Source organism: Ochrobactrum sp. BTU1 (genome assembly GCA_018798825.1).
GTDB lineage: Bacteria > Pseudomonadota > Alphaproteobacteria > Rhizobiales > Rhizobiaceae > Brucella.
In genome coordinates this window covers 110,628-135,530 of sequence record CP076354.1, presented here as the reverse complement: position 1 = coordinate 135,530, position 24,903 = coordinate 110,628, and the positions used below count along the sequence as shown (strand labels likewise).

The window sequence follows — 24,903 nt, the reverse complement described above, 5'->3', positions numbered from 1 at the left end:
TCCATGTCCGCGCAATCACTCGATAAAGTCCTCAATTATCTCGACACAAATCTCGACAAAAGCATCGATCATCTGTTCGATCTTCTGCGTATCAAGTCGATTTCGACCGATCCGGCTTACAAGGCCGATTGCCGTAAGGCTGCCGAATGGCTGGTCGAGGACCTCAAGTCCATTGGTTTTGATGCGAGTGTACGCGACACGCCGGGCCACCCGATGGTCGTTGCTCATCATGACGGTGCTACGGCTGATGCGCCACATGTGCTCTTTTACGGTCATTATGATGTGCAGCCGGTTGATCCGCTAAACCTTTGGGAAAACGATCCGTTTGAGCCAGCCATCAAAGATGTCGGTAATGGTCGCAAAATCCTGACCGGCCGTGGCACATCCGACGACAAGGGTCAGTTGATGACCTTTGTTGAAGCCTGCCGCGCCTATAAGGCCGTCAACGGCAACCTGCCTGTCAAAGTGACCTTGCTGTTTGAAGGCGAAGAAGAATCCGGTTCGCCTTCGCTCAAGCCGTTCCTCGACGCTCACAAAGAAGAGTTAAAAGCCGACGTGGCACTGGTCTGCGACACCGCCATGTGGAACGAAGAAACACCCGCAATCAGCGTCGGCCTTCGCGGTCTGGTTGGCGAGGAAATCGTCATCAAGGCTGCTGACCGCGATCTGCATTCGGGCTTCTTTGGCGGCGCTGCTGCCAACCCGATCCATATTCTCGCAAAAATCCTTGCTGATCTGCATGATGAAAACGGCCGTGTCACGGTGCCTGGTTTCTATGAAGGCGTTGAAGAAACGCCATCGCAGATTTTGCAGTCATGGGAAAGCCTTGGCCGCACGGCTGAAAACTTCCTTGGCCCAATTGGTCTTTCGGTCCCTTCGGGCGAAAAAGGCCGCAGCGTTCTCGAACTGACCTGGGCGCGCCCAACTGCGGAAGTCAACGGCATCACCGGCGGCTATACCGGCGAAGGTTTCAAGACGGTAATCGCGGCAGAGGCTTCGGCCAAGGTTTCGTTCCGTCTCGTCCACAAGCAGGATCCGGTGAAAATCCGCGAAGCGTTCCGAGCTTTCGTGCAGGAACGTCTGCCAGCCGATTGCTCGGTCGAGTTCCACCCGCATGGTGGCTCGCCAGCCATTCAGCTGCCTTATGACTCGCCACTGGTTTCCAAAGCCAAGGATGCGCTTTCCGATGAATGGCCGAAGCCAGCAGTGCTGATCGCCATGGGCGGATCGATCCCGATTGTCGGTGACTTCGATAAGTTCCTCGGCATGGAATCCCTGCTCGTTGGCTTTGGTCTTGAAGATGACCGTATTCATTCGCCGAACGAAAAATATGAGCTGAATTCTTTCCATAAGGGCCAGCGCTCGTGGGCAAGAATTATGGCGGCTATCGCTGCCAAGTAAGACAGATGCTTATGGCGGCGAAAGCCGCCAAATAAGGAAGACCAAATGACCATCCGTTTTCACAAGCACGACCTGCCCAATCTAGATAATTATCAGGTTGATGCTGTTGCTATCGACACTGAAACGCTCGGTCTTAATCCGCATCGCGACAGACTTTGCGTGGTTCAGATTTCACCCGGTGACGGCACGGCAGACGTGATCCAAATTGAAGCTGGTCAGAAGAAGGCATCTAATCTGGTCAAGCTTCTGAAAGATCGCTCGATCACCAAGATCTTTCACTATGGACGCTTTGATCTGGCGGTGCTGGCGCATGCGTTTGGAACGATGCCGCAGCCGGTTTTCTGCACGAAGATCGCGTCGAAACTGACACGCACCTATACGGATCGCCATGGTCTGAAAGAAATCTGCAACGAACTTCTCGATGTTTCGATTTCCAAGCAGCAACAATCATCCGACTGGGCAGCGGAAATGCTTTCGCAGGCTCAACTGGATTATGCAGCCTCTGACGTGCTTTATCTGCATCGATTAAAAGCCGTCTTTGAAAAGCGTCTGGAACGCGATGGGCGTGCAAAGCAGGCTGAAGCCTGTTTCAAATTCCTGCCAACGCGGGCCGAACTCGATCTGATGGGCTGGCCAGAGCAGGATATCTTCGCTCACTCATAAAGCATCAGACAGTGGCATGAGAGATAGCTCTCTCATGCCATTTTCTTTAACGCGCATCCTGCCCGAAAGCCGTTTCACACTTTTCGGGATGCGCTTGAGCCGCCGTTTTCTTCTGCGGGGCGCGATCAATATAAGCCCATGCCGGACGCCGGAACAGGAACTGACCGTAGCCAGTCCATTGAATGAGCCCATAAAGAATAACCGGGCCAATCACACCGCTTGCCGTTGTCAGCAGCGAAACGGTTCCCACATCAAGAAAGCCGATCTTCAGAAGAACAGTGCGCGCAATCGCCATAGGCAAGAAGAAGGCCAGGTAAACGACAATTGAATGCGCTCCGAGCCAGCTCAATCCACGATGCAGCCAGTTTTGACCGGAAAGCAGGCTTAGAAGCGATGAAGTCGAAATAATCGCCAGCGCTCCTATCAAACCAAGCAGGAGCGAAACAATGGGAAGATCACTGACCGCTCCTCGCTCGTTCAAAAGATCACCAGCAGGTGTGATAAGCGATGCGAGGCTTTCCGGCACAGGCATGAAGACCAGCTTATATTCTATGAGCGCCCAGATCAGCAGCCCAACTACGCCCACGAGGGGGCGCTGACGCAGCCAGTCGGCAATGCGAAAAATCCAAGGTGCGAAAGCATAGCCCGCAAAAAAATAGACAAATCGAGAGCAAAACTCGTCAATCATCACCCAGCCAGTGTGAATTGGTAAAATCTCCAAGACCGCCAGAATTGCAAATGTCACGCCGATAGGGACCCGCTTTAACAGACGCGTTGCGATGAAGAACACTGGCAGAATATAAATGAACCAAAGCGTTCCGAACGGCTCGATGAAAGCCATCAGATAGGCTTCGATGACGCCGGAAGCCCCCGCCTCACTCGCAATAGCTGGTGCCTTGAATGCAAACTGGATCGAGAGCCAAAGAACATAGAAATAAAGGAAATGCACGACCTTGCGGTCAAGATAGCGCATCCATGGTCTGTCGATGACGAGGCTCAGAAACAAACCGGATATCATGAAAAAGTCGGGCATTCTGAACGGCTTAGCGAATGCTACGACGTAATGCATCCAGCCCTGCTCCGCTGCTGCCTTTTCAACACCCAGCGTTGAATGCATCATGACAACGAAGATGATGCATATGCCCTTGGCTATATCGACCCAATCGATCCGCTGCCCTGCACCCATAGCCCCACCCATTCTATTCTCTGCGCCCCGGAATGCTGCAGCCGATAATCAGATATCACGACTTTAAACACAGTTGCGAGCCGTAAGATTTTGATAACCTTAATACGCAGCTTTTCATAGCAATCACGTTTATGTGCGCAACTTTTGCGACAATTAAGCGACTGTGGCCTTCTTGCTACAGACTCTTGTGAGCAATGGCTTATATTAAATTCAACAGATGTTAGAACTCCCCGTTCTCCATTGGAGGTTTATTATGAAGCTCAAGTCTCTTCTTCTCGCATCAACTGTTGCTCTGCTTGCTGCAACTGGCGCAAAGGCAGCTGACGCTATCATCGCCGAAGAACCAGCTCCGGTTATCGTCGCTCCGACCTTTACCTGGAACGGTGCATATATTGGTGGCCAGATTGGTTATGGCTGGGGTAAGTCGGAATTTAGCGACGCTGATTCCTATATCAAGGTTAAGCCAGATGGCTTCCTCGGCGGTCTTTATGCAGGCTACAACTTTGATCTCGGCAACAGCGTTGTCCTGGGTATCGACGGCGACGTAACCTACAACAACCTCAAGGATAGCTACTCCGAAACCGCACTGAACGGTGATACCTTCGGCTTGGAAAGCAAGCTTCGTTGGTCGGGTGCTGTCCGTGCTCGTGCAGGTTATGCAGTTGATCGCTTCCTGCCTTACATTGCTGGCGGTGTAGCATTCGGCAGCGTTAAGAACTCCGTATCAGCTAATATCGGCGGCGACTCGTTTGAAGCATCACAGAGCAAGACCCTTACCGGTTGGACCGCTGGTGCTGGTATTGACTACGCTGCCACCGATAACGTGATTGTACGTCTTGAATATCGTTATACCGATTACGGTCATAAGGATTTCAGCGCAAGCAACGATGTTTATGAATTTTCGGCTCGCGACAAGTTCAAGACCAACGAAGTTCGTCTCGGCGTCGCATACAAGTTCTAATCTGATTTATTCAGATCGACTTTTCTGGAAAGGCTCCGCAATGCGGGGCCTTTTCTTTTTGCGCTCAATTCAGTGCTTTTTTGTTAATGACAAATTTACCCCCCTTTAAACTGCCGCATTTACCCTTCAGGCGATAAACGTCCTCGATATATACGGGTTGATGATTTAAGCGGGTTACAAACCAGTACCCGACGAACAGGTGGGCGGATCAAGAACGATATGGCATCGCGAGACGGCAGAAACGGACGCATCGAACCTTCCTTCGGCAAGCCGGAGGAAAAGGAAGAGGACGTGTTTCGCGTCGACGAGGAGGAGCGCATGGCCCGCCCGCAACGGAAAAGCAAGCCATCGAAAGATCGCGAACCACGCGGGTCAAGCCGCAAGCCAAAAAAGCGTGGCGGCTTTTTCGGCTTTGTTCGCCGCGCTTTCTACTGGTGTCTGGTGCTCGGCCTATGGGGTGGCATCGCATTCGCCGGTATGCTTGTCTATTTTGCGGCCAAGATGCCACCGACAACCGACTGGACTATTCCGGATCGTCCGCCGAATGTGCGTATCGTTGATGTCGGAGGCAATCTGATTGCCAATCGTGGCACCACCGGCGGTGAAGCCGTCGGCCTGCATGAAATGTCGCCATTTATTCCGCAAGCCGTCATGGCGATCGAAGATCGCCGTTTCATGTCACATTTCGGTATCGATCCAATCGGTCTGGCGCGTGCAATTGTAACCAACGTGACCTCCGGCCGCGCGGTTCAGGGTGGCTCGACACTGACCCAGCAGCTTGCCAAGAACCTGTTCCTTTCACCGGACCGCACACTGGAACGTAAGGTGCAGGAAGTGATGCTCGCTCTCTGGCTTGAGCATAAATATACCAAAGAGCAGATCTTGGAGATGTATCTGAACCGGGTTTATCTCGGTTCTGGAGCCTATGGCGTCGATGCTGCGTCACGCCGCTATTTCGGAAAGTCCGCCAAGGACGTAAATCTAATGGAAGCGGCAACCCTTGCCGGTCTTCTCAAGGCGCCTTCACGCCTCTCGCCCGCACGCGACCCGGAAGCAGCAAGCGCTCGTGCCAAGCTTGTGCTTGGTGCCATGCGTGAAGAAGGCATGATCGATGACCGTCAGGTGGCAATTGCGGAAAGCGAGCCACTGGCGCGCGCCGCCTCTTACTGGCAGGGTTCTGAAAACTATTTTGCCGACCGCGTTGTAGCCGAAATTCCAGCGCTCATCGGCGAGACTAAAACCGACATCACCGTTGAAACCACCGTTGATCTCAATCTGCAACGCGCCGGTGAAGAAGCAATCAAGGATCAAATTACTGCAAACGGCAAGAAGATGAATGTGAGCCAGGGAGCGCTCGTTTCCATCGATGGTACGGGTGCAGTGCGCGCATTGGTTGGTGGCTATGATTATGCCGCCAGCCAGTTCGACCGCGTTACCGATGCGCGTCGTCAGCCCGCCTCTTCCTTCAAGCCTTTCGTCTATCTAACCGCTCTGGAGCAGGGCCGCACACCGGATTCCGTGCGCAATGATGCGCCAGTGCGTATTGGTAAATGGACGCCGAGCAACGACAACGGCAAATATATGGGCGAAGTGACACTGGCGACCGCATTGTCCCACTCGCTTAATTCCGTTTCAGCACAGCTCGTGATGGAAGTCGGCCCACAGACCGTGATCGACACTGCCCATCGCCTCGGCGTGCTGTCGAAGCTCGAACCCAATGCCTCGCTCGCACTCGGTACTTCGGAAGTCTCTTTGCTTGAGCTGGCCGATGCCTATGTGCCGTTCGCCAATGGTGGCTATCGTGCGCCGGTCTATTTCATCACCAAGATCACGGATTCGGAAGGTAAGGTTCTCTATCAAAGACAGGATGGCGTCGGCCCGCGTGTGATTGATGAGCGCAATGTCGGCATGATGAATGCAATGCTGCGCAAGACAGTGGAAGATGGCACCGCAAAACGCGCAGCTTTCGGCTGGCCAGCTGCAGGCAAAACCGGGACAAGCCAGAATTTCCGCGATGCTTGGTTTGTCGGCTATACCGCCAATCTCACCACAGGTGTCTGGTTCGGCAATGATGACGGCAAGGGCATGAAGCGCGTCTTCGGCTCGACATTGCCTGTCGCCGCATGGAAAACCTTTATGAAGGAAGCCCATAAGGGCGTGCCTGTTGCAGAACTGCCCGGCCATTACGACATTCAGAACATCGTACCGGGTGGCAGCGACGGCATCGATCCGAACAACCCATATGAACCGGGTATGATTCCGCAGGGTGGCTATGGCGACCAGCCAATGGCTGGCAATGGCGATGATGGCTATTGGCCACCAGCACCCGACTCCCCTGCCCGAAACACGGTTCAGCAAGGTCAGCAGCCCGGCACACCGGCCAATTATCCGGTCAATGACAATGGCGCACCATTGCCTCCGGGCGATGTTGGCGGACAGCAGCCACAACAGAACCGTGATTCAACCACGCTTCTCGATATCATCATGGGCAATTCGCAGTAGTATATTCTTAGAGAGCCGTGCGCCCTTCCGGGCGCACAATGGTCGCTCTAAAACTTTATATTTACAGCATAATTTTACCTTAAACTGATCCAGGTTTAAGGAATTATGCTGTAGGGCCGGCTTAACTGTAACCGGCCCTCATCGCGATCAAGTGAAGCAGCCGACAGTCTGATTGTTTAAATCCGCTCGAAATCCTGAGCGGCTTAGTCTATTCAAAGATTGAGAGTGAGGTTGTCATGTCTACAGTTTCCCCAACCGATACGTCCCGGTCTGATACTCCCAAGGCAGATGCGGAACGTAAAACCCTTGTTCTGACAGGGGCAAGCCGTGGCATTGGTCATGCGACGGTCAAACGTTTTTCGCGCGCTGGCTGGCGCGTCATCACCTGCTCGCGTCAGGATTTCGCTGAGAATTGTCCATGGCCAGCGGGACCGGAAGATCACATCAAGGTTGACCTTGCCGATCAGGAAGACGTGGGCAAAGCCATTGCTGAAATCCGCCGCCGCCTTGAGGCCAATGGCAGCAAGCTGCACGCGCTCGTCAACAATGCAGGTATTTCGCCAAAGGCAGAGGGTGGAAAGCGCCTGAACTCGATTGAAACGCCGATGGCTGTGTGGCGCGACGTGTTTCAGGTGAACTTCATGGCGCCCATCATGCTGGCGCGTGGCCTGTTCAAGGAGCTTGAAGCTGCGCAAGGCTCGGTGGTCAACGTGACGTCGATTGCCGGAAGTCGCGTTCATCCTTTTGCTGGCACGGCTTATGCGACCTCGAAGGCAGCTCTTGCAGCGCTCACGCGTGAAATGGCGTCGGATTTCGGTCCGCATGGCATTCGCGTCAATGCGATTGCTCCGGGTGAGATCGATACCGCCATTCTATCACCCGGTACGGATAAACTTGTCGAACAATTGCCGATGCGTCGTCTTGGCAAGACGTCAGAAGTGGCCGAGACAATCTACTATCTTTGCTCCGAAGCCTCGTCTTATGTGACAGGATCGGAAATCCATATCAATGGCGGCCAGCACGTCTGATGATTTTTCAAAAGCGCGGCGTTGAATAACACCGCGCTTTTGTGCTTATTTTCTCTTCAATCGATTTAACAGCTGAGTTGACCCATGATCCTATGCTGCGGTGAAGCCCTGATTGACATGCTGCCACGCGAAACTGCGGCGGGAGAGACAGCCTTTTTACCACTCGCGGGTGGCTCTGTTTTCAACTCAGCCATCGCGCTCGGTCGATTGAATGTCCCGACGGGTTTCTTTTCCGGGCTTTCGTCGGATTTTTTCGGTGAAGTGCTGCGCGACACGCTTGCGCGCTCCAACGTTGATTATTCCTATTCCGCCATTTCAGACCGTCCGACGACACTCGCTTTCGTACGACTGGTGGACGGACAGGCCCGCTACGCCTTTTATGATGAAAACACGGCGCTGCGGATGCTTTCCGAGGGCGACATCCCGCTGATCGACGACAATATCAACGCCATGCTGTTCGGCTGTATCAGTCTGATTTCAGAGCCGTGCGGCAGCGTTTATGAAGCGCTGATGACGCGGGAAGCCAAGAACCGTGTGATGTTCCTCGATCCGAATATCCGCTCCGGCTTTATCACGGACCGTGAAAAGCATCTTGCTCGCATGAAACGAATGATTGCCCTTTCCGATATCGTGAAGCTTTCGGATGAAGATCTCGACTGGTTTGGCGAAAAAGGCAGCCATGACGAGATTGCGTCGCGTTGGCTTGAGCTTGGGCCCAAACTGATCGTCATCACCAAAGGTGCCCATGGTGCGGATGCCTACACGGCAAACGCGACTGTTCGCGTGCCCGGCGTTAAAGTGGATGTGGTGGATACGGTTGGCGCTGGCGACACGGTCAATGCGGGTATTCTCGCAAGCCTCAACGATCAGGGCTTGTTGAACAAGCAAGCAATCGCAAAACTCGACGAAGATCAGATTCATGCAGCCGTTGCGCTTGGTGTGCGAGCAGCCGCGGTTACGGTTTCTCGCGCAGGTGCCAATCCACCGTGGGCGGCGGAAATGCGGGATTGATTTCCCGATGTTAGGGGCCGATTCTGCATTTCCATAACAGGAAGGCACAACATGGCTCAGAACATTTATGATCGTGCGGACTTTTTCACCGCCTATAGCGAGCTGCCGCGCTCTGTGTATGGTCTGGATGGCGCGCCCGAATGGCCCTATGTGCGATCAATCCTGCCAGATCTTAATGGCCTGGACATTGCCGATCTCGGCTGTGGCTTCGGCTGGTTTTCACGTTTTGCCCGTGAACAGGGTGCCGCGTCTGTCACCGGATATGATCTTTCAGAGAATATGCTTGAACGTGCGCGCAAGGAAACGCGAGACGAGGCTATCCGCTACGTGCAGGCGGATATGGAAGCTTTGGAACTGCCGGAAGGCCGTTTCGATCTTGTTTATAGCTCGCTGGCCTTTCACTATATCCGGGATTTTCCGCGTCTCCTGACCACGATCAGCCGCGCCTTGCGTGCAAACGGCCAATTCATTTTCACAATAGAACATCCGATTTTCATGGCACCCGCTAAACCCGGTTGGATGGAAGGCGAAAATGGGCAGAAACACTGGCCCATCGATCACTATGCCGTTGAAGGTGAACGGCGCACGGATTGGCTTGCTGATGGCGTCATTAAATATCACCGTCGCCTTAGCACGACCGTCAATGCCTTGATAAAGGCTGGCTTTGCAATCGCCAACCTTGAAGAATGGCGCCCGAGCGAAGAGCAGATCGCAGCCTGGCCCGCATTAGTAGACGAGCTGGAAAGACCGATGCTACTCATCGTCTCGGCAAATAAATAGCCGGGCAAGGAAACAACTCAAGGCTCCCCTGCCCTTGACCGGACGCATTTAGCGTCTTCTATTGGACAGGGGCGGGAGCGAATCGAATATAGGCGAAGGACAATTCATTGGACGTCTTGCGCATAGCAGCCTTCTCGCAAGGCAATCAGGGCGGCAATCCTGCCGGTGTCCTGATTTCTGAAAAACTTCCCTCAGCCGAGGAAATGCAAAAAATTGCCAAGGATGTTGGCTTTTCGGAAACGGCCTTTGCCATGCCCGAAGCCGGTAACTGGCGTGTGCGCTATTTTGCGCCTGAAACAGAAATACCCTTCTGCGGCCATGCCACGATTGCACTGGGTGCAGCGCTCGCCATGCGCGAGGGTGACGGACGCTTTTCCTTAAAGCTTAACCACGCCGAAATCAGCGTCGAAGGCCGCAAGGAAGGCGAGCTGTTTGCCGCCAGCCTGCAATCGCCGGGTACGCGCAACAGGGCTGCCACGGAAGTCGAAATCGAGCAGGCACTGGCCCTTTTCAATTATGAGAAGGATGATCTTGCGCCGGGCATTGCGCCGGCGCTGATCCATGCCGGAGCCGACCACATCGTGCTGCCTTTGCGCTCACGCGAAAAGCTCGCCTCGATGCATTACGATCTTTCGCGCGGTCGCGTGCTGATGAACCGTCAGGGCTGGACGACAATCCTGCTGATCAATTCCGAAACGCCGACGCGCTTCCACAGCCGCAATCCTTTTGCCTCGGGCGGGGTTTATGAAGACCCGGCAACGGGTGCTTCAACTGCCGCTTTCGCGGCTTATTTACGCGATCTCGGCTGGCCGCATGGTGGCTCTATTGAAGTCATTCAGGGCGAGGATATGGGTTCGCCATCGCATCTGCGCGCAGATATCGGAAATGAACGCGGCGGCTCAATCCGCCTTTCGGGTACAGCACGCCTGATGGAATAGTGAAACCGCAGCTCGTTACACGCGAACGAGCTGCTCCACCCGCTCTTCGTTTCCGAAGAATTTCAGATAACGCTCGACTTCTTTTGGATCTCCGGTTGCCTTTTGCGGATTGTCCGAAAGTTTAACCGCCGGGCGTCCGTTGGCGTCAATCACCTTACAAACGAGCGATATTGCCTTGAGGCCATGGATCGTTGTCGGCGCGCAACCGGCAAAGTCATTGGTGAGGTTCGTGCCCCAGCCAAAGCTCATGCGGACGCGGCCTTCAAAATGGCGATAGGTTTCCTCAATCGTATCGACGTCGAGCGCATCCGAGAAAATCAGTAGCTTTTCACGCGGATCTTTGCCGCGCGATTTCCACCATTCAATGATGCGTTCGCCACCTTCAATGGGTGGGGCGCTGTCTGGACGGAAACCGGTCCAGTCGGCAACCCAATCCGGTGCGTTGCGCAGAAAAGCAGCCGTGCCAAAGGCATCCGGCAGAACGATGAGAAGATTGCCGCCATAATAGCGGTTCCAGTCCTGCAACACGCGATAAGGTGCAGTGCGCAGTTCATCATCGGTGTTGGCAAGCGCTGCCAGCACCATCGGCAATTCATGCGCATTGGTGCCAAGCGCTTCGAGGTCATTGTCCATGGCCAAAAGTACATTGCTGGTTCCGGTAAAGGCATCGCCGATACCTTCCTTCAGTGCTTCCACGCACCAGCGCTGCCACAGGAATGAATGGCGACGACGTGTGCCGAAATCTGAAATCTTGAGGTCAGGCAGTTCGCGCAGTCGCTCGACCTTGCTCCACATCTTGGCTTTGGCGCGGGCATAAAGAACATCGAGCGAGAAAGGCCCGAGGTTTTTCATCGCTGCACGCGAGCGAAGCTCATTGATGATGGCCAGTGCTGGAATTTCCCACATGGTCGTGTGCGACCACGGACCATGGAAATGCAGTTCATACTGGCCGTCCTTCCGGCGCAGATCATATTCAGGAAGCTGGAAATCATGCAGCCAGTTGAGAAACTCCGGCTGGAAAATCTGCTTGCGGCCATAAAAACTGTTACCCGCCAGCCAGATCATCTCTTTTTTGGTGAAGCGCAGCGTGCGTGCATGATCGAGCTGCGCGCGCAATTCGCCTTCATCAATCTCATCGGCAAGGCGCACAGACGTCGTGCGGTTGATTAGCGCGAAGGTTGCATCCACCTTGGGGTAGAGCCCCCAGATCATCTGCAACATCAGAAGTTTGTAGAAATCCGTATCCAGCAAACTGCGGACAATCGGATCGAGCTTCCATGCGTGGTTAAAGACGCGCCGCGCGATATCGGTTTTGGCCATCACGGCCTCCATTGCATGAGCATGTTCTGCAATCACCCCAAAGCGACTGCAGCAAAAAGAAAGGCGGGTTTTCACCCGCCTTTTTAAATGCTTCATTCAGATTTGGGAAGCTCTACTATGATGTCGTGTTCACCATCGGGCTTGATCGGCACGCCTTCATCCGGCTTGCCCACCTTGCGGCCATTGAGCTTGACTACCTTGTCTTTGGCACCCACTACGACCTTCACACGATAGAGTGCTTCGCCGAAACGAAGTTCCGCTTCATAACCATCCCATTCCGGCGGCAGGGCCGGATCAAGATGCAGACGGTCGCCGCGTTTGGTGACGCCCAGAATGCCTTCCGTTGCAACACGATAGAACCAGCCAGCAGAACCCGTGTACCAGGTCCAGCCACCCTGTCCGCGACGCGGCTCTACGGAGTAGATGTCGGCTGCGATCACATAAGGTTCAACGCGATAGACATCCGGATTGCGGCCATGACTGACCGGGCTGATCAGCGAGAACAAGCGCCATGCTTCTTCGGCCTTACCCATGCGGGCGAGCGCCAGAATGGCCCATGTTGCACCATGGGTGTATTGGCCGCCGTTCTCACGAACGCCCGGCGGATAGCCCTTGATGTAACCCGGCTCCTGAACCGTCTTGTCAAAAGGCGGTGTGAAGAGGCGCAGCAATTCGCCCTGATCATCGAGCAGATATTTCTCGAGCGAAGCCATGGCCTGTTCCGAACGCTTTGGATCGGCAACGCCAGACAACACGCTCCACGACTGCGCAATCGCATCGATCTGGCATTCGTCGCTGTCTTTTGAGCCAAGCGGCGCGCCATTGTCGAAGAAGCCACGGCGATACCATTCGCCGTCCCAACCATCGCGATCAAGCGCTTTGGTCAGGCTTTCAAGATGCGCGGCCCATGCTTTTGCACGCTTTGCATCCTTGCGGGATTCAGCAATCGGGATGAACTGACGCAATGTGTAGGCGAGGAACCAGCCGAGCCACACGCTTTCGCCCTCACCCTTCACGCCGACAAGATTCATGCCGTCGTTCCAGTCACCACCGAGGATCAGTGGCAGGCCATGCTTGCCGGTACGCTCAATCGCAAGATCAAGCGCCAGCGCGCAATGCTCGTAGAGGCTCACAGTTTGGTCGGAAATCTCCGGCTCAAAGAATGCATCATGTTCACCCTCTTCAAGCGTGCGTCCCTTCAGGAAAGCCAGCTTTTCGTCGAGAATTGCATGATCGCCAGTCGTTTGAACATAAAGCGAGGTGCCATAGCCGAGCCAGACCACATCGTCGGAGATCAGCGTGCGGACACCTGCACCCGTTGCTGGCAACCACCAATGCTGAACATCACCTTCCGGGAACTGACGCGAAGCGGCATTAAGGATCTGCGCACGAGCCAACGATGAATCAATCAGCAGAAGCGACAGCGTATCCTGCAACTGGTCGCGGAAGCCGAAGGCACCGCTGGCCTGATAGAAGGCAGCACGGGCCCAGATGCGGCAGGCAATCGCCTGATATGGCAACCAGCCATTGATCAAGAGATCAAATGCCGGATCGGGTGTCTTGACCTGTACGCGGTTGAAGAGACCTTCCCAATGTTGGCGTGCAGCATTGAGCTTTTCTTCAAACGAAGCCTTGCGGCTTTCCGCGACAAACGCTTTTGCCTGCTGCTGATCGGCAGCATTGCCAAGCAGGAAGACCACTTCGCGGCTTTCACCCGGTCCCACTTCCACGTCGATAGCGAGAGCGGCACACGGGTCACGCCCAGCTTCAACCGTGTTGGAAAGCGCCTTGCCAGCCAGCACGATTTCAGGACGGTCGACCGAGCCCGTCGAGCCGATAAACTCGCCACGGTCAGCCGTTACCGATTGCGGCTTTTCCGTTGCCGCAAAGAAGGCCACCTGACCGGACTTGTCCGGATGATATGGATTGCCTGCAAAGAGCGCGCCCAGTTCTTCATCCTGCGATGGCACGATGAACGGCACATTCTTGGAGCGGGCATTGCCCAGCACCCATTCGACATAACCATAGGCACGCAGCTTACGCTTCGAACGTCCCTTATTGGTGATCGTCAGGCGTGAAAGACGAACAGGCTTTTCAGCATCGACGATATGGGTGAGTTCGAGTGCCAGTTCGCCATGCTGAGCCGCAAAAGTGCTGTAGCCGTGGCTGTGGCGTGCTTCATATGTCACGGCCTCGTCACGGAGTACGCTTGCTGTTGGGGCAAAGCTGCGTCCGGTTTCGCGGTCGAGAATATAGATCGCTTCACCCGGACGGTTTGTGACCGGATCATTCGCCCAAGGGGTGAGCTGATAATCGCGACTGTTGCCCGCCCATGTGAAGGCCGAACCTTCTGCCGAAACATGGAAGCCGAAATTCGGATTGGCGATGACGTTGATCCAAGGATGCGGCGTGGTCGTGCGGTTGTTGATGCGCACCACATAGCTGCCATCCTGAGCAAAACCACCGTAACCATTCCAGAACTGGAGATCGTCGCCGGTTGGGAGCGGACGTGCGACTGGTTTTGGCTTCGTCACCAGACGACGTTCTTCCGTACCTCGTTCGATTGTTACAGGCGCGAGACCGGCAGCACCCAGCCCCTGCTGTGCGGTGGCCGGTGTCTTAGCGTCGCTACGTGCAGCCAAATCGACGGTGAGTTCTTCACTGCGACGAAGCTGTTCGGCAAGCGAGCCGTTCTGGGCGTGCATGACGATACGAGCGGAAGCAAGCAGGGTGTTGTAGCTTTCCTCGCTCATCTGATCGCGACGAACCGCAAAGATATGCGGCTGACCGCCACCGCGGGCACGGAAGCCCTCGATGATCCAGTCAATCGCGCGCTGGGTATCCTGCGCATAGGAGAAGGCGCGTTCGTTTACCGCCACCACATCCACGGTGAGCCCCTTGCTGCGCCAGTATTCCTGCGCGCGCAAGACGCCACGAAGCACGTCGAGATCGGCTTCATTGTCGATGCGCAAGGCAAAGATCGGATAATCACCCGAGATCGACATCGGCCAGAGGTCGGATTGTTTGCCAAGACCTGCCGCAATAGTTTCCGGCGGCTGACGCATGGTCCGCTCCGGATAGAGCAGATAGGCGGCAACCTTCTGATAGTCGGCTGCTTCCGCTGGCTTGATGCCGATATGGTAGAGCTGCACCTGCGAGCTCGTCCATGACAGCGAGTATTCGCGGACGAAGGTTTCCGGATGACGATGAGTTGCAACAGCATGCTCCACCGCATCGCGGCTACCGCCTGCGAAGGTCCAGAAAACAAGGCTTACCTTTTTATGAGCCGGAACGCGGACACGCGTGCGCACCGATGCAATCGGATCAAGCACACAGCCCTGGCTGCCGGTGAAAGTTGCACCTTCATCAAAGGCCGCCGCATCGCGCAGCGAACGGCCGCGACCGATGAATGCGCGACGATCGGTTTCGACTTCCGTTTCGCGGATCGAACCGGACAGATCGGTAACGAAATGTGCGATATGAATATCCGGATCGGACGGTGCGCGCTTGCGACGCTTCGCATAGATGGTTGAGCCATTATCCGCGATTTCCGTTTCGACGAACATCTTAGCGAAGGCTGGATGTGCGGCATCGCTGTCGCTGTCAGTCAGCACCAGTTCGGAATAGGACGTCACTTCAATGACGCGATCACGCGCAGAGGTGTTGATGATATCGAGCCTGCGGCCTTCACCATCGGATTCCGATGACACGATCACTTCCACGACTGTCTTGAAGTCGCCGGCAGTCTTGTAGAACTCGGCCTTGTCTTCAGTGAAGACGGTCTTGGTTTCTTCTTCCGGATTGCGCACCGGCTCGCCGGTCGCCGACCACCAGTAACCGCTTTCCATATCGCGCAGGAACAGGAAGCTGCCCTGAAGGTCTTCCGACGCATCGGCGTGGAAACGCGTGATGTCCCAATTATGCCAGCGGCTGTAACCGGAACCGTTGGCCGTGACCATCAGCGCATATTGACCATTGGACATCATATGCGTTGTGCGCGGTGCCTTGAAAGGCACATCGATGATGCGCATTGGTGCATCGTCGAAGCCGCCCGAATCCACACGCATCGGATTTTCCGTCTTGGCGTAGATCATCGGGATTTCGCGTGGTGCCTTTTCCTGCAGCAGAAGCTCGGCCGCTTCGATCACCGGATCGGAATGGAAACGCTCACGCATACGGCCTTCGAAAATCACGTTGTTGACCGCGATGATCGCCATGCCATGGTGGTGAGCATAGTAGTTTTTCACGACTGCGCAGGTTTCGCCTTCGCGAACACGCGATGGTGTGAAGTCTACCGAATCGTGGAAGCCATAGCGGCCAAGCGCACCGAGCTTTGCCAGACGCTTCAAATTCGCGACGGCTGCTGCTGGCTGGTACTGCGCTGCAAGCAAGCTTGCATAAGGCGCGATAACAGCATTACGCGACAGGCCGCGCTGAAGGCCCAGATTTGGCACGCCAAAGTTGGAATATTGGTAATTCATATGCGCGTCGCGCGCATTGAAGGCAGCTTCCGAGATACCCCATGGCAGACCGCGCGAGGTGGCATAATCGATCTGGCGCTGCACAACGAGCTTGTTGGTCTGGTCAAGCAGCGAGCCAAGCGGCTCGGACATGACCAGCGGCGGCATCAGATATTCAAACATCGAGCCGGACCAGGAGAGCAGAGCGCCCTTCCAGCCCACAGGCACCAGAAGGCGACCGAGCTTGAACCAATGTTCGACCGGCACATCGCCCTTGGCAATTGCAAACAAGCTGGCAAGACGGGCTTCGGAAGCCAGAAGGTCGTAGCAGCTTTCATCCAGCTCGTTTTCCTGCACGCGGAAGCCGATGGAGAGAAGGCGACGCTCTTTGCGTTCAAGGAAGCCGAACTGCATGTCGAACGCCAGCTGACGCGAACGTCCTGCCAGATTGCGCAGACGTTCACGCAGATCGTCCGTGTTGTGTTCACCAACGGAATCGTCGGTATGCGCCTTGCAAGTATCGACCAGAATATTGGCCCATTCCTTGGCCTCGGCGCTTGCCGGTGTTTCGATCTCGCTGTCGAGTTCTTCCATCAGGCGCACAATGTCGGTCGCAAACAGCGACAGATTGATTGTGCGGAAAGATGCTGTTTCCGGCTCTTCCTTGATGGTGCGGACCGCACGGCGGAAATTGGCAATCCGCTCTTCCAGGCGACGACGAAGCGGACGCAGGATTCGGCGATCATCCGGAATCTGCGCGATGCATTCTTCAAGGATATCGTTGACATCGAGGATGCCATCGAGATCGCCCTGAACATAGACGCTCGGCGCTTCCGCCCATTCTTCCAATGCCGAAGATAGTGTCACGAGATGACCGGCAAGATTGCCGCTATCGACCGCAGAAACATAGAGCGGACGCATCGGCGTCAGCGTGTTTGTTTCATACCAGTTGTAGAGATGGCCCTGATACTTCTCCATCTTTTCAAGCGTGGTGACGGTGGATTCAATGCGGTTCAGCGTTTCGTCAAAGCCGATCCAGCCGAAATCGCGCGCAGCAACAACAGACAGAACATAGACACCGATATTGGTTGGCGAGGTGCGCTGCGCCACAATAGGTGCCGGGTCTTCCTGGAAGTTGTCCGGTGGCAGATGGTTATTCTCATCATTCGCAAATTCGGCGAAGTAGCGCCATGTGCGGCGCGCATAGCGGCGCAGATCCGACTTGTCGGAAGACAGCACTTCCAGCGTATCCTGCGGCTTGGCCGACCGGCTGACGAGCCAGGCAATCAGTGGCGAGGCAAACCAGATCACAGCAAACGGTGCTGCAATCAGCGCTGCATGGCTGTCGGCACCGAGCGGGATAAAGACCGCAAGGCCGGCGATGACCATAGCAGGCCACATGAGCTGGAAATAATAGAGGAGCGTATCAGGCGACGATTTTGCCTGCGCTGCTGTTTTCCATTCGAGCAGATCGCGATGCGATACGAACAGACGATAAATCGTGCGTACGATTGCATCGGCCATAAGGAATGCCGAATGGGCGATGAAGGTTGTGCGCAGCGCGACATCAGCCGTGCCAAGTGCGATATCAGTCAGAACCGATTGCGCATGGCCCTTCAGCGAATAGTCCATATTCGACGGAATGAGATTGGTGACGATACCGAAAGTCGGCGCCACGAACATGCTCACGATCAGGAAGGCCTGCCAGACGGCAGCCACACCAAGCGGCAGAATGCTCCAGCCGATCACCGAAGCGAGCAGCCACATGATCGGATTGAGCGAGCGACGCAGATTGTCGATCATCTTCCAGCGCGTAATGGTGCTGACGCCGCGGCTTGCCGAGAACAGCCACGGCAGAAGCTGCCAGTCACCACGCGCCCAACGATGATGGCGCGATACGTCGACATTGTATCCGGTCGGGTAATCTTCAACGACTTCAACATCGCTGACAAGCGCTGCACGCGCATAGCCGCCTTCGAGAAGGTCGTGGCTGAGCAGCGTGTTTTCAGCCACGCGATCTTTCAGCGCTGCTTCAAAGGCATCGATATCGTAAAGGCCCTTGCCGGTGAATGTGCCTTCGCCCAGCAAGTCCTGATAGGTGTCAGAAACGGCAAAGACGTAAGGATCGATACCGCGATTGACCGAGAAGACGCGCTGCAGGAACGAAGCTTCGTCGCCAGTGGTCAGCGATGGCGTAACGCGTGGCTGCAAAATGCCATAACCACGAACAACGCGACCAGTCTTGTCATCGAAAACAGGGCGGTTCAGCGGATGGCTGAGCTTACCCACAAGATGGGTGACGGATTCCGGCGTCAGACGCGTATCAGCGTCGAGCGTCATCACATATTTGATGTCTTTCGGCAGGCGAGCGTCGGCAGGGAAATAACTCGTATCCTGATCGCCGCGCAGCAGCAGATTCAGCTCATGCAGCTTACCGCGCTTGCGCTCCCAGCCCATCCAGCAGCCCTGCTTTTCATTATAAAGGCGGCGGCGGTGAAGCAGGAAGAAACGAGGCTGGTCATTGCCGGTATAGTGCTCATTGAGCTTGGCGATTTCTTCACGCGCATATTCATAGATTTCCATGTCAGCAGGCGTGATTTCCTGCTTGGCATCCGTCCAGTCGCTGACAAGCGAGAAATAGATCTCGCCGCGCGGATTGGTCAGATAATGGACTTCCAGATTGCGGATCTGCTCGTCGATAGAATCTCGAGACGTGATCAAGGTCGGCACGGCAACCAGTGTCCGTGCTTCGGCTGGCAAGCCTTCCTTATATTCAAATCCGATCAGACGTGTTGGCTGCACGAACCACGGCACAAGCGCGTTGAACAGTGAATAGGAAGCATCCATTGCCGGGAAAAGCGCAAGCAGCGTGAACAGCGTGCGCAGATCCGCAGAAAGCCCCGCCTTCATCATGCAGTAATTGACGATTGTCAGGATCAGGATCGTGAAGATGGCGGTCGGAATGAAAAGACCGAGCAAGCCAAGACCACGATAGCAACGCAGGGCTTTCACGCCAAAGGGCGCTTTATATCCACAAAGCTGTTCGAGTTCCTTCCGACCGTCGCCGGAAAGGTAATAGGCAATCGAGCCTTTGCCTTCCGCCTGAGCCTCACCAACCTTGCTGTCTTCTGCAAGCTTGAGTGCGGCCCATGTGATATCGATTTCGCTCATATTCGAGAAACGAGCGAGCTTTTCAATCGTCACGCGATACGCATTGCGCGAGCGGAAATCGAGCAGCTCGAAATCGCTATGATCGCGCAGGATCGCATCGACCTCGTTGACGGTTTCAAACCAGGTCTCCCAGTCGATATCGTCAATTCTCTTGAGGCTGGTGATGACATTGCCCATCGTCACGCCGCCAGTGGACTGGCGGGCATGTTCTTCTACGATGGCGTCTTCTGCGTTGCTGCCTTCCTGATCGAGAATACGTTCAAGCCAGCTTGAAGCTGCCGACGTATCGGTTGAGGCGCTGCGCAGGCGATAAAGCAGATGCGTGGCAAAGGTGCTGTCGCGCGCGGCTTGATTGTATTGCGCGAGAACCGTTTCCAGTTCTGCCTCATTTGCAGCAATCACAATGCGGTCGGCCGCAGTGTTAGCGAGATTGCGCATGTTGCGTGCGCGATCAACGCGCAGCGCCAGACGACGCGCATTTTCAATTAGAAAATAGCGCACAGCTGATGGCAGCGCCCACAATTCACCAATCTTCAGCGGCTCGACGGTCTGGAAACCCTGCACAAGCGCAGTCAGAGACTTAAGAGAAAAGTTGCTGTCTGTATGCGCCACATAAAGCCAGGCGAGCGCGAAAATACGCGGCATGTCCTTCATGGCTGCGTAAGTCGGCAGCTGGCGGATAAACTTGCGTGGCAAATCCCGGCGGGTCTGCTGGACGGTTTTGTCAATCTGATAGTGGTTGTCGAGAAGCCACTGTGCAGCAGGCGTGATGGTCTCGCCCGCGCGAGACGCAGCGTCAGAAGAGCGGTAGGCGTGAAGGATCAGCTTACCGTTTTCAGACAATCGCTCATCATATTCGAAAGGCAGATAACCTGGCAAAGCCAGCTCATCTCCGCGCGCAACGGATGCCGCAAGCTCGCGCAGCTCGTCCTCTGTTTTGTAAAGAGCACGTATCGGAGAAGGTTGTTCGGGCGGAATCTGATCCGAAGTCTTGCGATCGGCAATGGACGAATTAGACGGCGAAGAAGACAATTCCGGCATGTGCCTTAACAGCCTTTCCGAAGGGAATGAGTTGAATGCGGCGGGTGAATACTAAATAGAGTTTCAATTCAGAAAAACGACAGTATCCGTAATTCGTTCCCTGAATGTCGATATCATTTGGCCAAAATGCGACGACGGGCTGTGCTGATATTCAAACCGTTTAAATCGCAACGCACAATTCTTTCCGAACATTAATGTTGCGTTATGAAATATCCGGCTTTTACAACCCTAACATACTGAAAATAAGAATAATACTACTCTGCGTAATAGTTTGCGAAAATGCCTTGCGGGACTTTTCTGCCCCTTGAATGAAAAAAGACATCCACATCTCGGAAAAGAGGTGGATGTCTTCATAATAGTGCAGGACTGAACCGGTCCTGACGACAGATTTTACTCTGCCAAAGCCGGTGCTTGATCAGCGGCGTTTTCAGCATCCTCGTTTCCAAAAACCTGCCAATAGCGAGGGCGGAAAGCGATGCGGCTTTTCTCTGCCGCCGGATGTTCAGCGGGAATCTCAATCTCGACACGCTCGCGAGAGCCTCCGATCTCAAGTTCTACCCGCCGTTTGCCGCCGGATCTGCGGCTTGCAATGACCGTTCCGGCAATACAGCCACCACATCCCTCGAGCAGTTCGACGTCATGGGGACGGAAGAAAAGCTGCGCTTCACCGTCCGCAGCGCCATTCGCAGTCAGTCCGATATTGCGATCTGCGAGCCAAACTTCACCATTCTCGACACGGACAGGAAGAGTGCTGGATTCGCCGATAAAGCCATAGACGAAGGGAGAATTAGGGGTGTCATAAACCTCGTCCGGTGTACCGATCTGCTCGATTCGTCCCTGACTCATGACCACGACACGATCCGCCAATTCCAGCGCTTCATCCTGATCGTGCGTCACAAAAACGGTCGTGTGACCGGTCTTGTCATGAATTTCGCGCAACCAACGACGCAGCTCTTTGCGTACCTGTGCATCAAGAGCGCCGAATGGTTCATCGAGAAGAAGAACCTTTGGCTCGATTGCCATGGCGCGTGCAAGCGCAACACGCTGGCGCTGACCGCCTGAAAGCTGCGAAGGATAGCGGTTTTCAAGCCCCTTCAGTTGCACCAGATCAAGCAGTTCGAGCGCGCGGCGTCTGATTTCAGCGCTGGCTGGACGCGTGCTGCCTGGGCGAACCTTCAGACCAAAGCCAATATTCTCTGCGACCGTCATATGACGAAACAATGCATAGTGCTGGAACACGAAGCCGACGTTGCGCTCCTGGACACTTTTGTGCGAGGCGTCTTCCTCACCAAAATAAATTGCACCTTCCGTTGGCTTTTCCAGCCCGGCTATCAAGCGCAGCAAGGTCGTCTTGCCTGAGCCAGATGGTCCAAGCAAAGCAATCAACTCGCTCGAACGGATGTCCAGCGACACATTATGCAATGCCGGAAAGCGAGCAAACTCTTTACGCACACCGGCGACACGAACTTCCATTCCCAATCCTTTCCCCTACCGCCAACGCTAAGCTAAAGCTTGGGCGGCTTATTCTCATCTATAGGTTATTAGTGCCCGTTACCGCCAGCAAGTTCATCGCCGTAACGCAGTTCAAGGAAAGCTTTGATCGCCAAGGTGACAAGGGCGAGCAACGCCAAAAGAGACGCAACTGCAAAGGCCGCGACGAAATTATACTCGTTATAAAGGATTTCGACATGCAGTGGCATTGTGTTTGTGAGCCCACGAATGTGGCCAGACACCACAGACACGGCGCCAAACTCACCCATCGCGCGCGCATTGCAAAGCAGAACGCCATAGAGAAGGCCCCATTTGATATTGGGCAAGGTAACATAGCGGAACGTCTGCCATCCATTGGCTCCCAGCGAGATTGCGGCCTCCTCATCACCGCTTCCCTGCTCCTGCATCAGCGGAATAAGCTCACGGGCCACGAATGGGAACGTCACAAATAACGTTGCCAGAACAATCCCGGGAACTGCAAACAGGATATCGATGCCATGACTTGAGAGCCAAGGCCCCAGAACGCTATGACTTGCAAACAACAGCACAAAAACCAGACCGGAAATAACCGGTGATACTGAGAATGGCAGATCTATAAGCGTGGTGAGAAGTGCCTTGCCTTTAAACTCAAACTTGGCGATGGCCCATGCTGCTGCAACACCGAACACGAGGTTAAGCGGCACCGCAATGACAGTGACCAGCAGCGTCAGTTTGATAGCTGCCCAGGCATCCGGTTCAACCAAAGCTGCAAAATATTCGCCCGCGCCTTTGCGGAAAGCTTCGACGAAAACCGCTATCACCGGCAAGATGAGAAACAGCGCCAGAAATACAAGTGCGATCGCGATCAACAAGATCCGTGTCGGCAGGCTTTCCGTTACGGCGCTTTGCGTGGAAGCTGACACATTATTCGACATGGCCGTACTTCCTTCTTGTCCAGGACTGGATCAGATTGATGAACAGCAACATGGCAAACGACAGCGCCAACATCACAGTCGCAAGCGCGGTGGCACCGGCATAATCATATTCTTCAAGCCGGATAACGATCAGCAAGGGCGCTATTTCAGACACATAGGGTGTGTTGCCCGCAATGAAGATCACCGAACCGTATTCGCCAACTCCACGCGCAAAAGCGAGCGCAAAGCCGGTCAGAACGGCAGGTTGCAAGCTGGGCAGAAGCACACGCCAGATTGTTTGAAAGCGTGATGCACCCAATGTGGCAGCGGCCTCCTCAACCTCACGGCTGATTTCCTCCATGATCGGCTGAACAGTGCGCACCACAAACGGGAGACCTATAAAAATCAGCGCCACCACGATGCCGGCGCGCGAAAACGCGATCCGAATATTGAAAGGTGCAAGCAGACTGCCGATCCATCCATTTGGTGCGTAGATCGAGGCAAGCGCGATGCCGGCGACAGCTGTGGGCAGTGCGAAAGGAATATCGACAATCGCGTCGATAAACCGCCGCCCCGGGAAGCGATAACGCACCAGAACCCATGCCAGGATCACACCAAATACAACATTGATGAGAGCTGCAATGAAAGCAGTGCCGAAGCTCGTTTCAAGAGCTCTGATCGTGCGTTCATCGGTGATGATACGCCAGAAACCTGCAAAGCCGACATCTGTCGAGCGCAGAACCAGAGCTGCCAGCGGGATAAGAATGAGAAGGGTCAAATAGGCGACACTAAAACCGAGTGTCAGTCCGAAGCCCGGAATGACACTCGGTTTTCTAAAATGCCACCCTGCTCTGACCGGTGCAGGGCGCGAAGACATCAATATTTGTTCCCTTTTATTGATTTGTCGGATGACTGCGTCCTAACTGGATTATTTTGCAGGCTTGTAGATCTGGTCGAAAGTGCCTCCGTCACCGAAATGATAAGGCTGTGCCTTGGCCCAACCACCAAAGATTGGATCATCAATCGTCACAAGCTGCAACTGAGGGAATTCGCGCTTCTGGTCAGCGGGAATGACATCAGGCTTGGACGGACGATAAAAATGCTTGGCTGCGATGGCCTGTCCTTCTGGCGAATAGAGATATTCGAGATAGGCTTCAGCAACTTTGCGGGTGCCGTTGTCGTCTGCGTTCTTGTCAACGAGAGCGACTGGTGGCTCGGCAAGTATGGACTGTGGTGGGACGACGATATCAAAAGCATCTTCGCCAAACTCAGCAATCGAAAGATAGGCTTCGTTTTCCCAAGCCAGCAGCACATCACCGAGCTGACGCTGTACGAATGTCGTGGTTGAGCCGCGCGCGCCCGTATCAAGCACCGGAACATGGCGGAAAAGTTCGCCGATATATTCCTTTATCTTGGCTTCATCACCGCCATATTGCTTGTGAGCCCAGGCCCAGGCCGCGAGATAATTCCAGCGCGCACCGCCTGATGTCTTGGGGTTCGGAGTGATGACCTCGACGCCATCCTTGACGAGATCGCCCCAGTCCTTGATCGCCTTCGGATTACCCTTGCGAACGAGGAAGACGATTGTTGACGTGTAAGGCGAGGAATTATCAGGCAGGCGCTTGCGCCATTCCTTGTCGATCTTGCCCGTATGCTCGACGATTGCATCGATATCGCTTTCAAGCGCAAGCGTGACAACGTCAGCCTTCACGCCATCGATCACTGAGCGCGCCTGCTTGCCCGACCCACCATGCGAAGCGCGGATGGTGACGGTCTCACCCGTTTCCTCTTTCCAGTGCTTTGCGAAAGCTGCATTATAATCTTTATAAAGCTCACGCGTTGGATCATAGGACACGTTCAACAGTGTCTGATCAGCATGACTTGTCTGGATGCCACCTGCAAGCGTTGCCGTCGCTACAAACGCCGCAAGTGCAAATGAAAATTTCGATAGGTTCTTCGACATGTTCAGGGCCACCTCTCCGCGTTCTATTGATGAAACAGTATCAGAGGTTTTTGCTCACAGGATGCCACAACGTTTCTCTTATTTGAAAGCAGTT

At 54.7% G+C, this 24,903-nt stretch carries 15 protein-coding genes; 8 read left to right on the top strand and 7 right to left on the bottom strand.

All coding sequences use genetic code 11. The features are described from left to right. Positions 1-3: 3 nt before the first annotated feature. Entirely contained in the window at positions 4-1,401 is a 1,398-nt protein-coding gene (locus KMS41_00605) for a dipeptidase (GenBank protein QWK77783.1), read from the top strand. A 45-nt stretch (positions 1,402-1,446) separates the two neighbouring features. Further along, on the top strand, positions 1,447-2,064 hold the full coding sequence (locus KMS41_00600; protein QWK77782.1) for a ribonuclease D: 618 nt from the start codon (positions 1,447-1,449) through the stop codon (positions 2,062-2,064). A gap of 46 nt (positions 2,065-2,110) precedes the next feature. Here KMS41_00600 and KMS41_00595 read toward each other — a convergent pair whose 3' ends face one another. After that, positions 2,111-3,250: an acyltransferase family protein gene (locus tag KMS41_00595; protein QWK78726.1), complete on the bottom strand. Its 1,140-nt coding sequence runs from the start codon at positions 3,248-3,250 to the stop codon at positions 2,111-2,113. 253 nt (positions 3,251-3,503) lie between these two features. Between KMS41_00595 and KMS41_00590 the strand changes: the two genes are divergently transcribed. The 6 genes from KMS41_00590 (at position 3,504) to KMS41_00565 (ending at position 10,470) form a co-directional block, all read left to right on the top strand. Further along, positions 3,504-4,211, top strand: coding sequence for a porin family protein (locus KMS41_00590; GenBank protein ID QWK77781.1), 708 nt, complete (start codon positions 3,504-3,506; stop codon positions 4,209-4,211). A 219-nt stretch (positions 4,212-4,430) separates the two neighbouring features. Continuing rightward, on the top strand, positions 4,431-6,713 hold the full coding sequence (locus KMS41_00585; protein QWK77780.1) for a penicillin-binding protein: 2,283 nt from the start codon (positions 4,431-4,433) through the stop codon (positions 6,711-6,713). Between the two features lie 236 nt (positions 6,714-6,949). After that, the gene (locus tag KMS41_00580) at positions 6,950-7,741 is read left to right on the top strand and encodes an SDR family oxidoreductase (protein QWK77779.1); all 792 of its coding nucleotides are present in this window, start codon (positions 6,950-6,952) and stop codon (positions 7,739-7,741) included. 84 nt (positions 7,742-7,825) lie between these two features. After that, on the top strand, positions 7,826-8,752 hold the full coding sequence (locus KMS41_00575; protein ID QWK77778.1) for a carbohydrate kinase: 927 nt from the start codon (positions 7,826-7,828) through the stop codon (positions 8,750-8,752). A 51-nt stretch (positions 8,753-8,803) separates the two neighbouring features. Continuing rightward, positions 8,804-9,532 carry a class I SAM-dependent methyltransferase gene (locus KMS41_00570; GenBank protein QWK77777.1) on the top strand — a complete coding sequence of 243 codons (729 nt, stop codon included), beginning with the start codon at positions 8,804-8,806 and terminating at the stop codon, positions 9,530-9,532. Positions 9,533-9,639: 107 nt separating this feature from the next. Continuing rightward, complete coding sequence (locus KMS41_00565) at positions 9,640-10,470, top strand: PhzF family phenazine biosynthesis protein (GenBank protein QWK77776.1); 831 nt, start codon at positions 9,640-9,642, stop codon at positions 10,468-10,470. A gap of 15 nt (positions 10,471-10,485) precedes the next feature. Here KMS41_00565 and pncB read toward each other — a convergent pair whose 3' ends face one another. From pncB to KMS41_00535, 6 genes are all read right to left on the bottom strand, one after another. Continuing rightward, on the bottom strand, positions 10,486-11,790 hold the full coding sequence (gene pncB, locus KMS41_00560) for a nicotinate phosphoribosyltransferase (protein QWK77775.1): 1,305 nt from the start codon (positions 11,788-11,790) through the stop codon (positions 10,486-10,488). Positions 11,791-11,882: 92 nt separating this feature from the next. Continuing rightward, positions 11,883-20,462, bottom strand: a complete 8,580-nt coding sequence (locus KMS41_00555; protein ID QWK77774.1) for a DUF3131 domain-containing protein — start codon at positions 20,460-20,462, stop codon at positions 11,883-11,885. A 390-nt stretch (positions 20,463-20,852) separates the two neighbouring features. Then, positions 20,853-21,935: a sulfate/molybdate ABC transporter ATP-binding protein gene (locus KMS41_00550; GenBank protein QWK77773.1), complete on the bottom strand. Its 1,083-nt coding sequence runs from the start codon at positions 21,933-21,935 to the stop codon at positions 20,853-20,855. Between the two features lie 68 nt (positions 21,936-22,003). After that, positions 22,004-22,867 (bottom strand): sulfate ABC transporter permease subunit CysW, encoded by an 864-nt coding sequence (gene cysW / locus KMS41_00545; protein QWK77772.1) that lies wholly within the window; start codon positions 22,865-22,867, stop codon positions 22,004-22,006. Then, positions 22,857-23,723, bottom strand: coding sequence for a sulfate ABC transporter permease subunit CysT (gene cysT / locus KMS41_00540; GenBank protein ID QWK77771.1), 867 nt, complete (start codon positions 23,721-23,723; stop codon positions 22,857-22,859). The genes cysW and cysT overlap by 11 nt, the downstream gene beginning before the upstream one ends. A 51-nt stretch (positions 23,724-23,774) precedes the next feature. Continuing rightward, positions 23,775-24,809, bottom strand: a complete 1,035-nt coding sequence (locus KMS41_00535; GenBank protein ID QWK77770.1) for a sulfate ABC transporter substrate-binding protein — start codon at positions 24,807-24,809, stop codon at positions 23,775-23,777. Between the last annotated feature and the right edge of the window lie 94 nt (positions 24,810-24,903).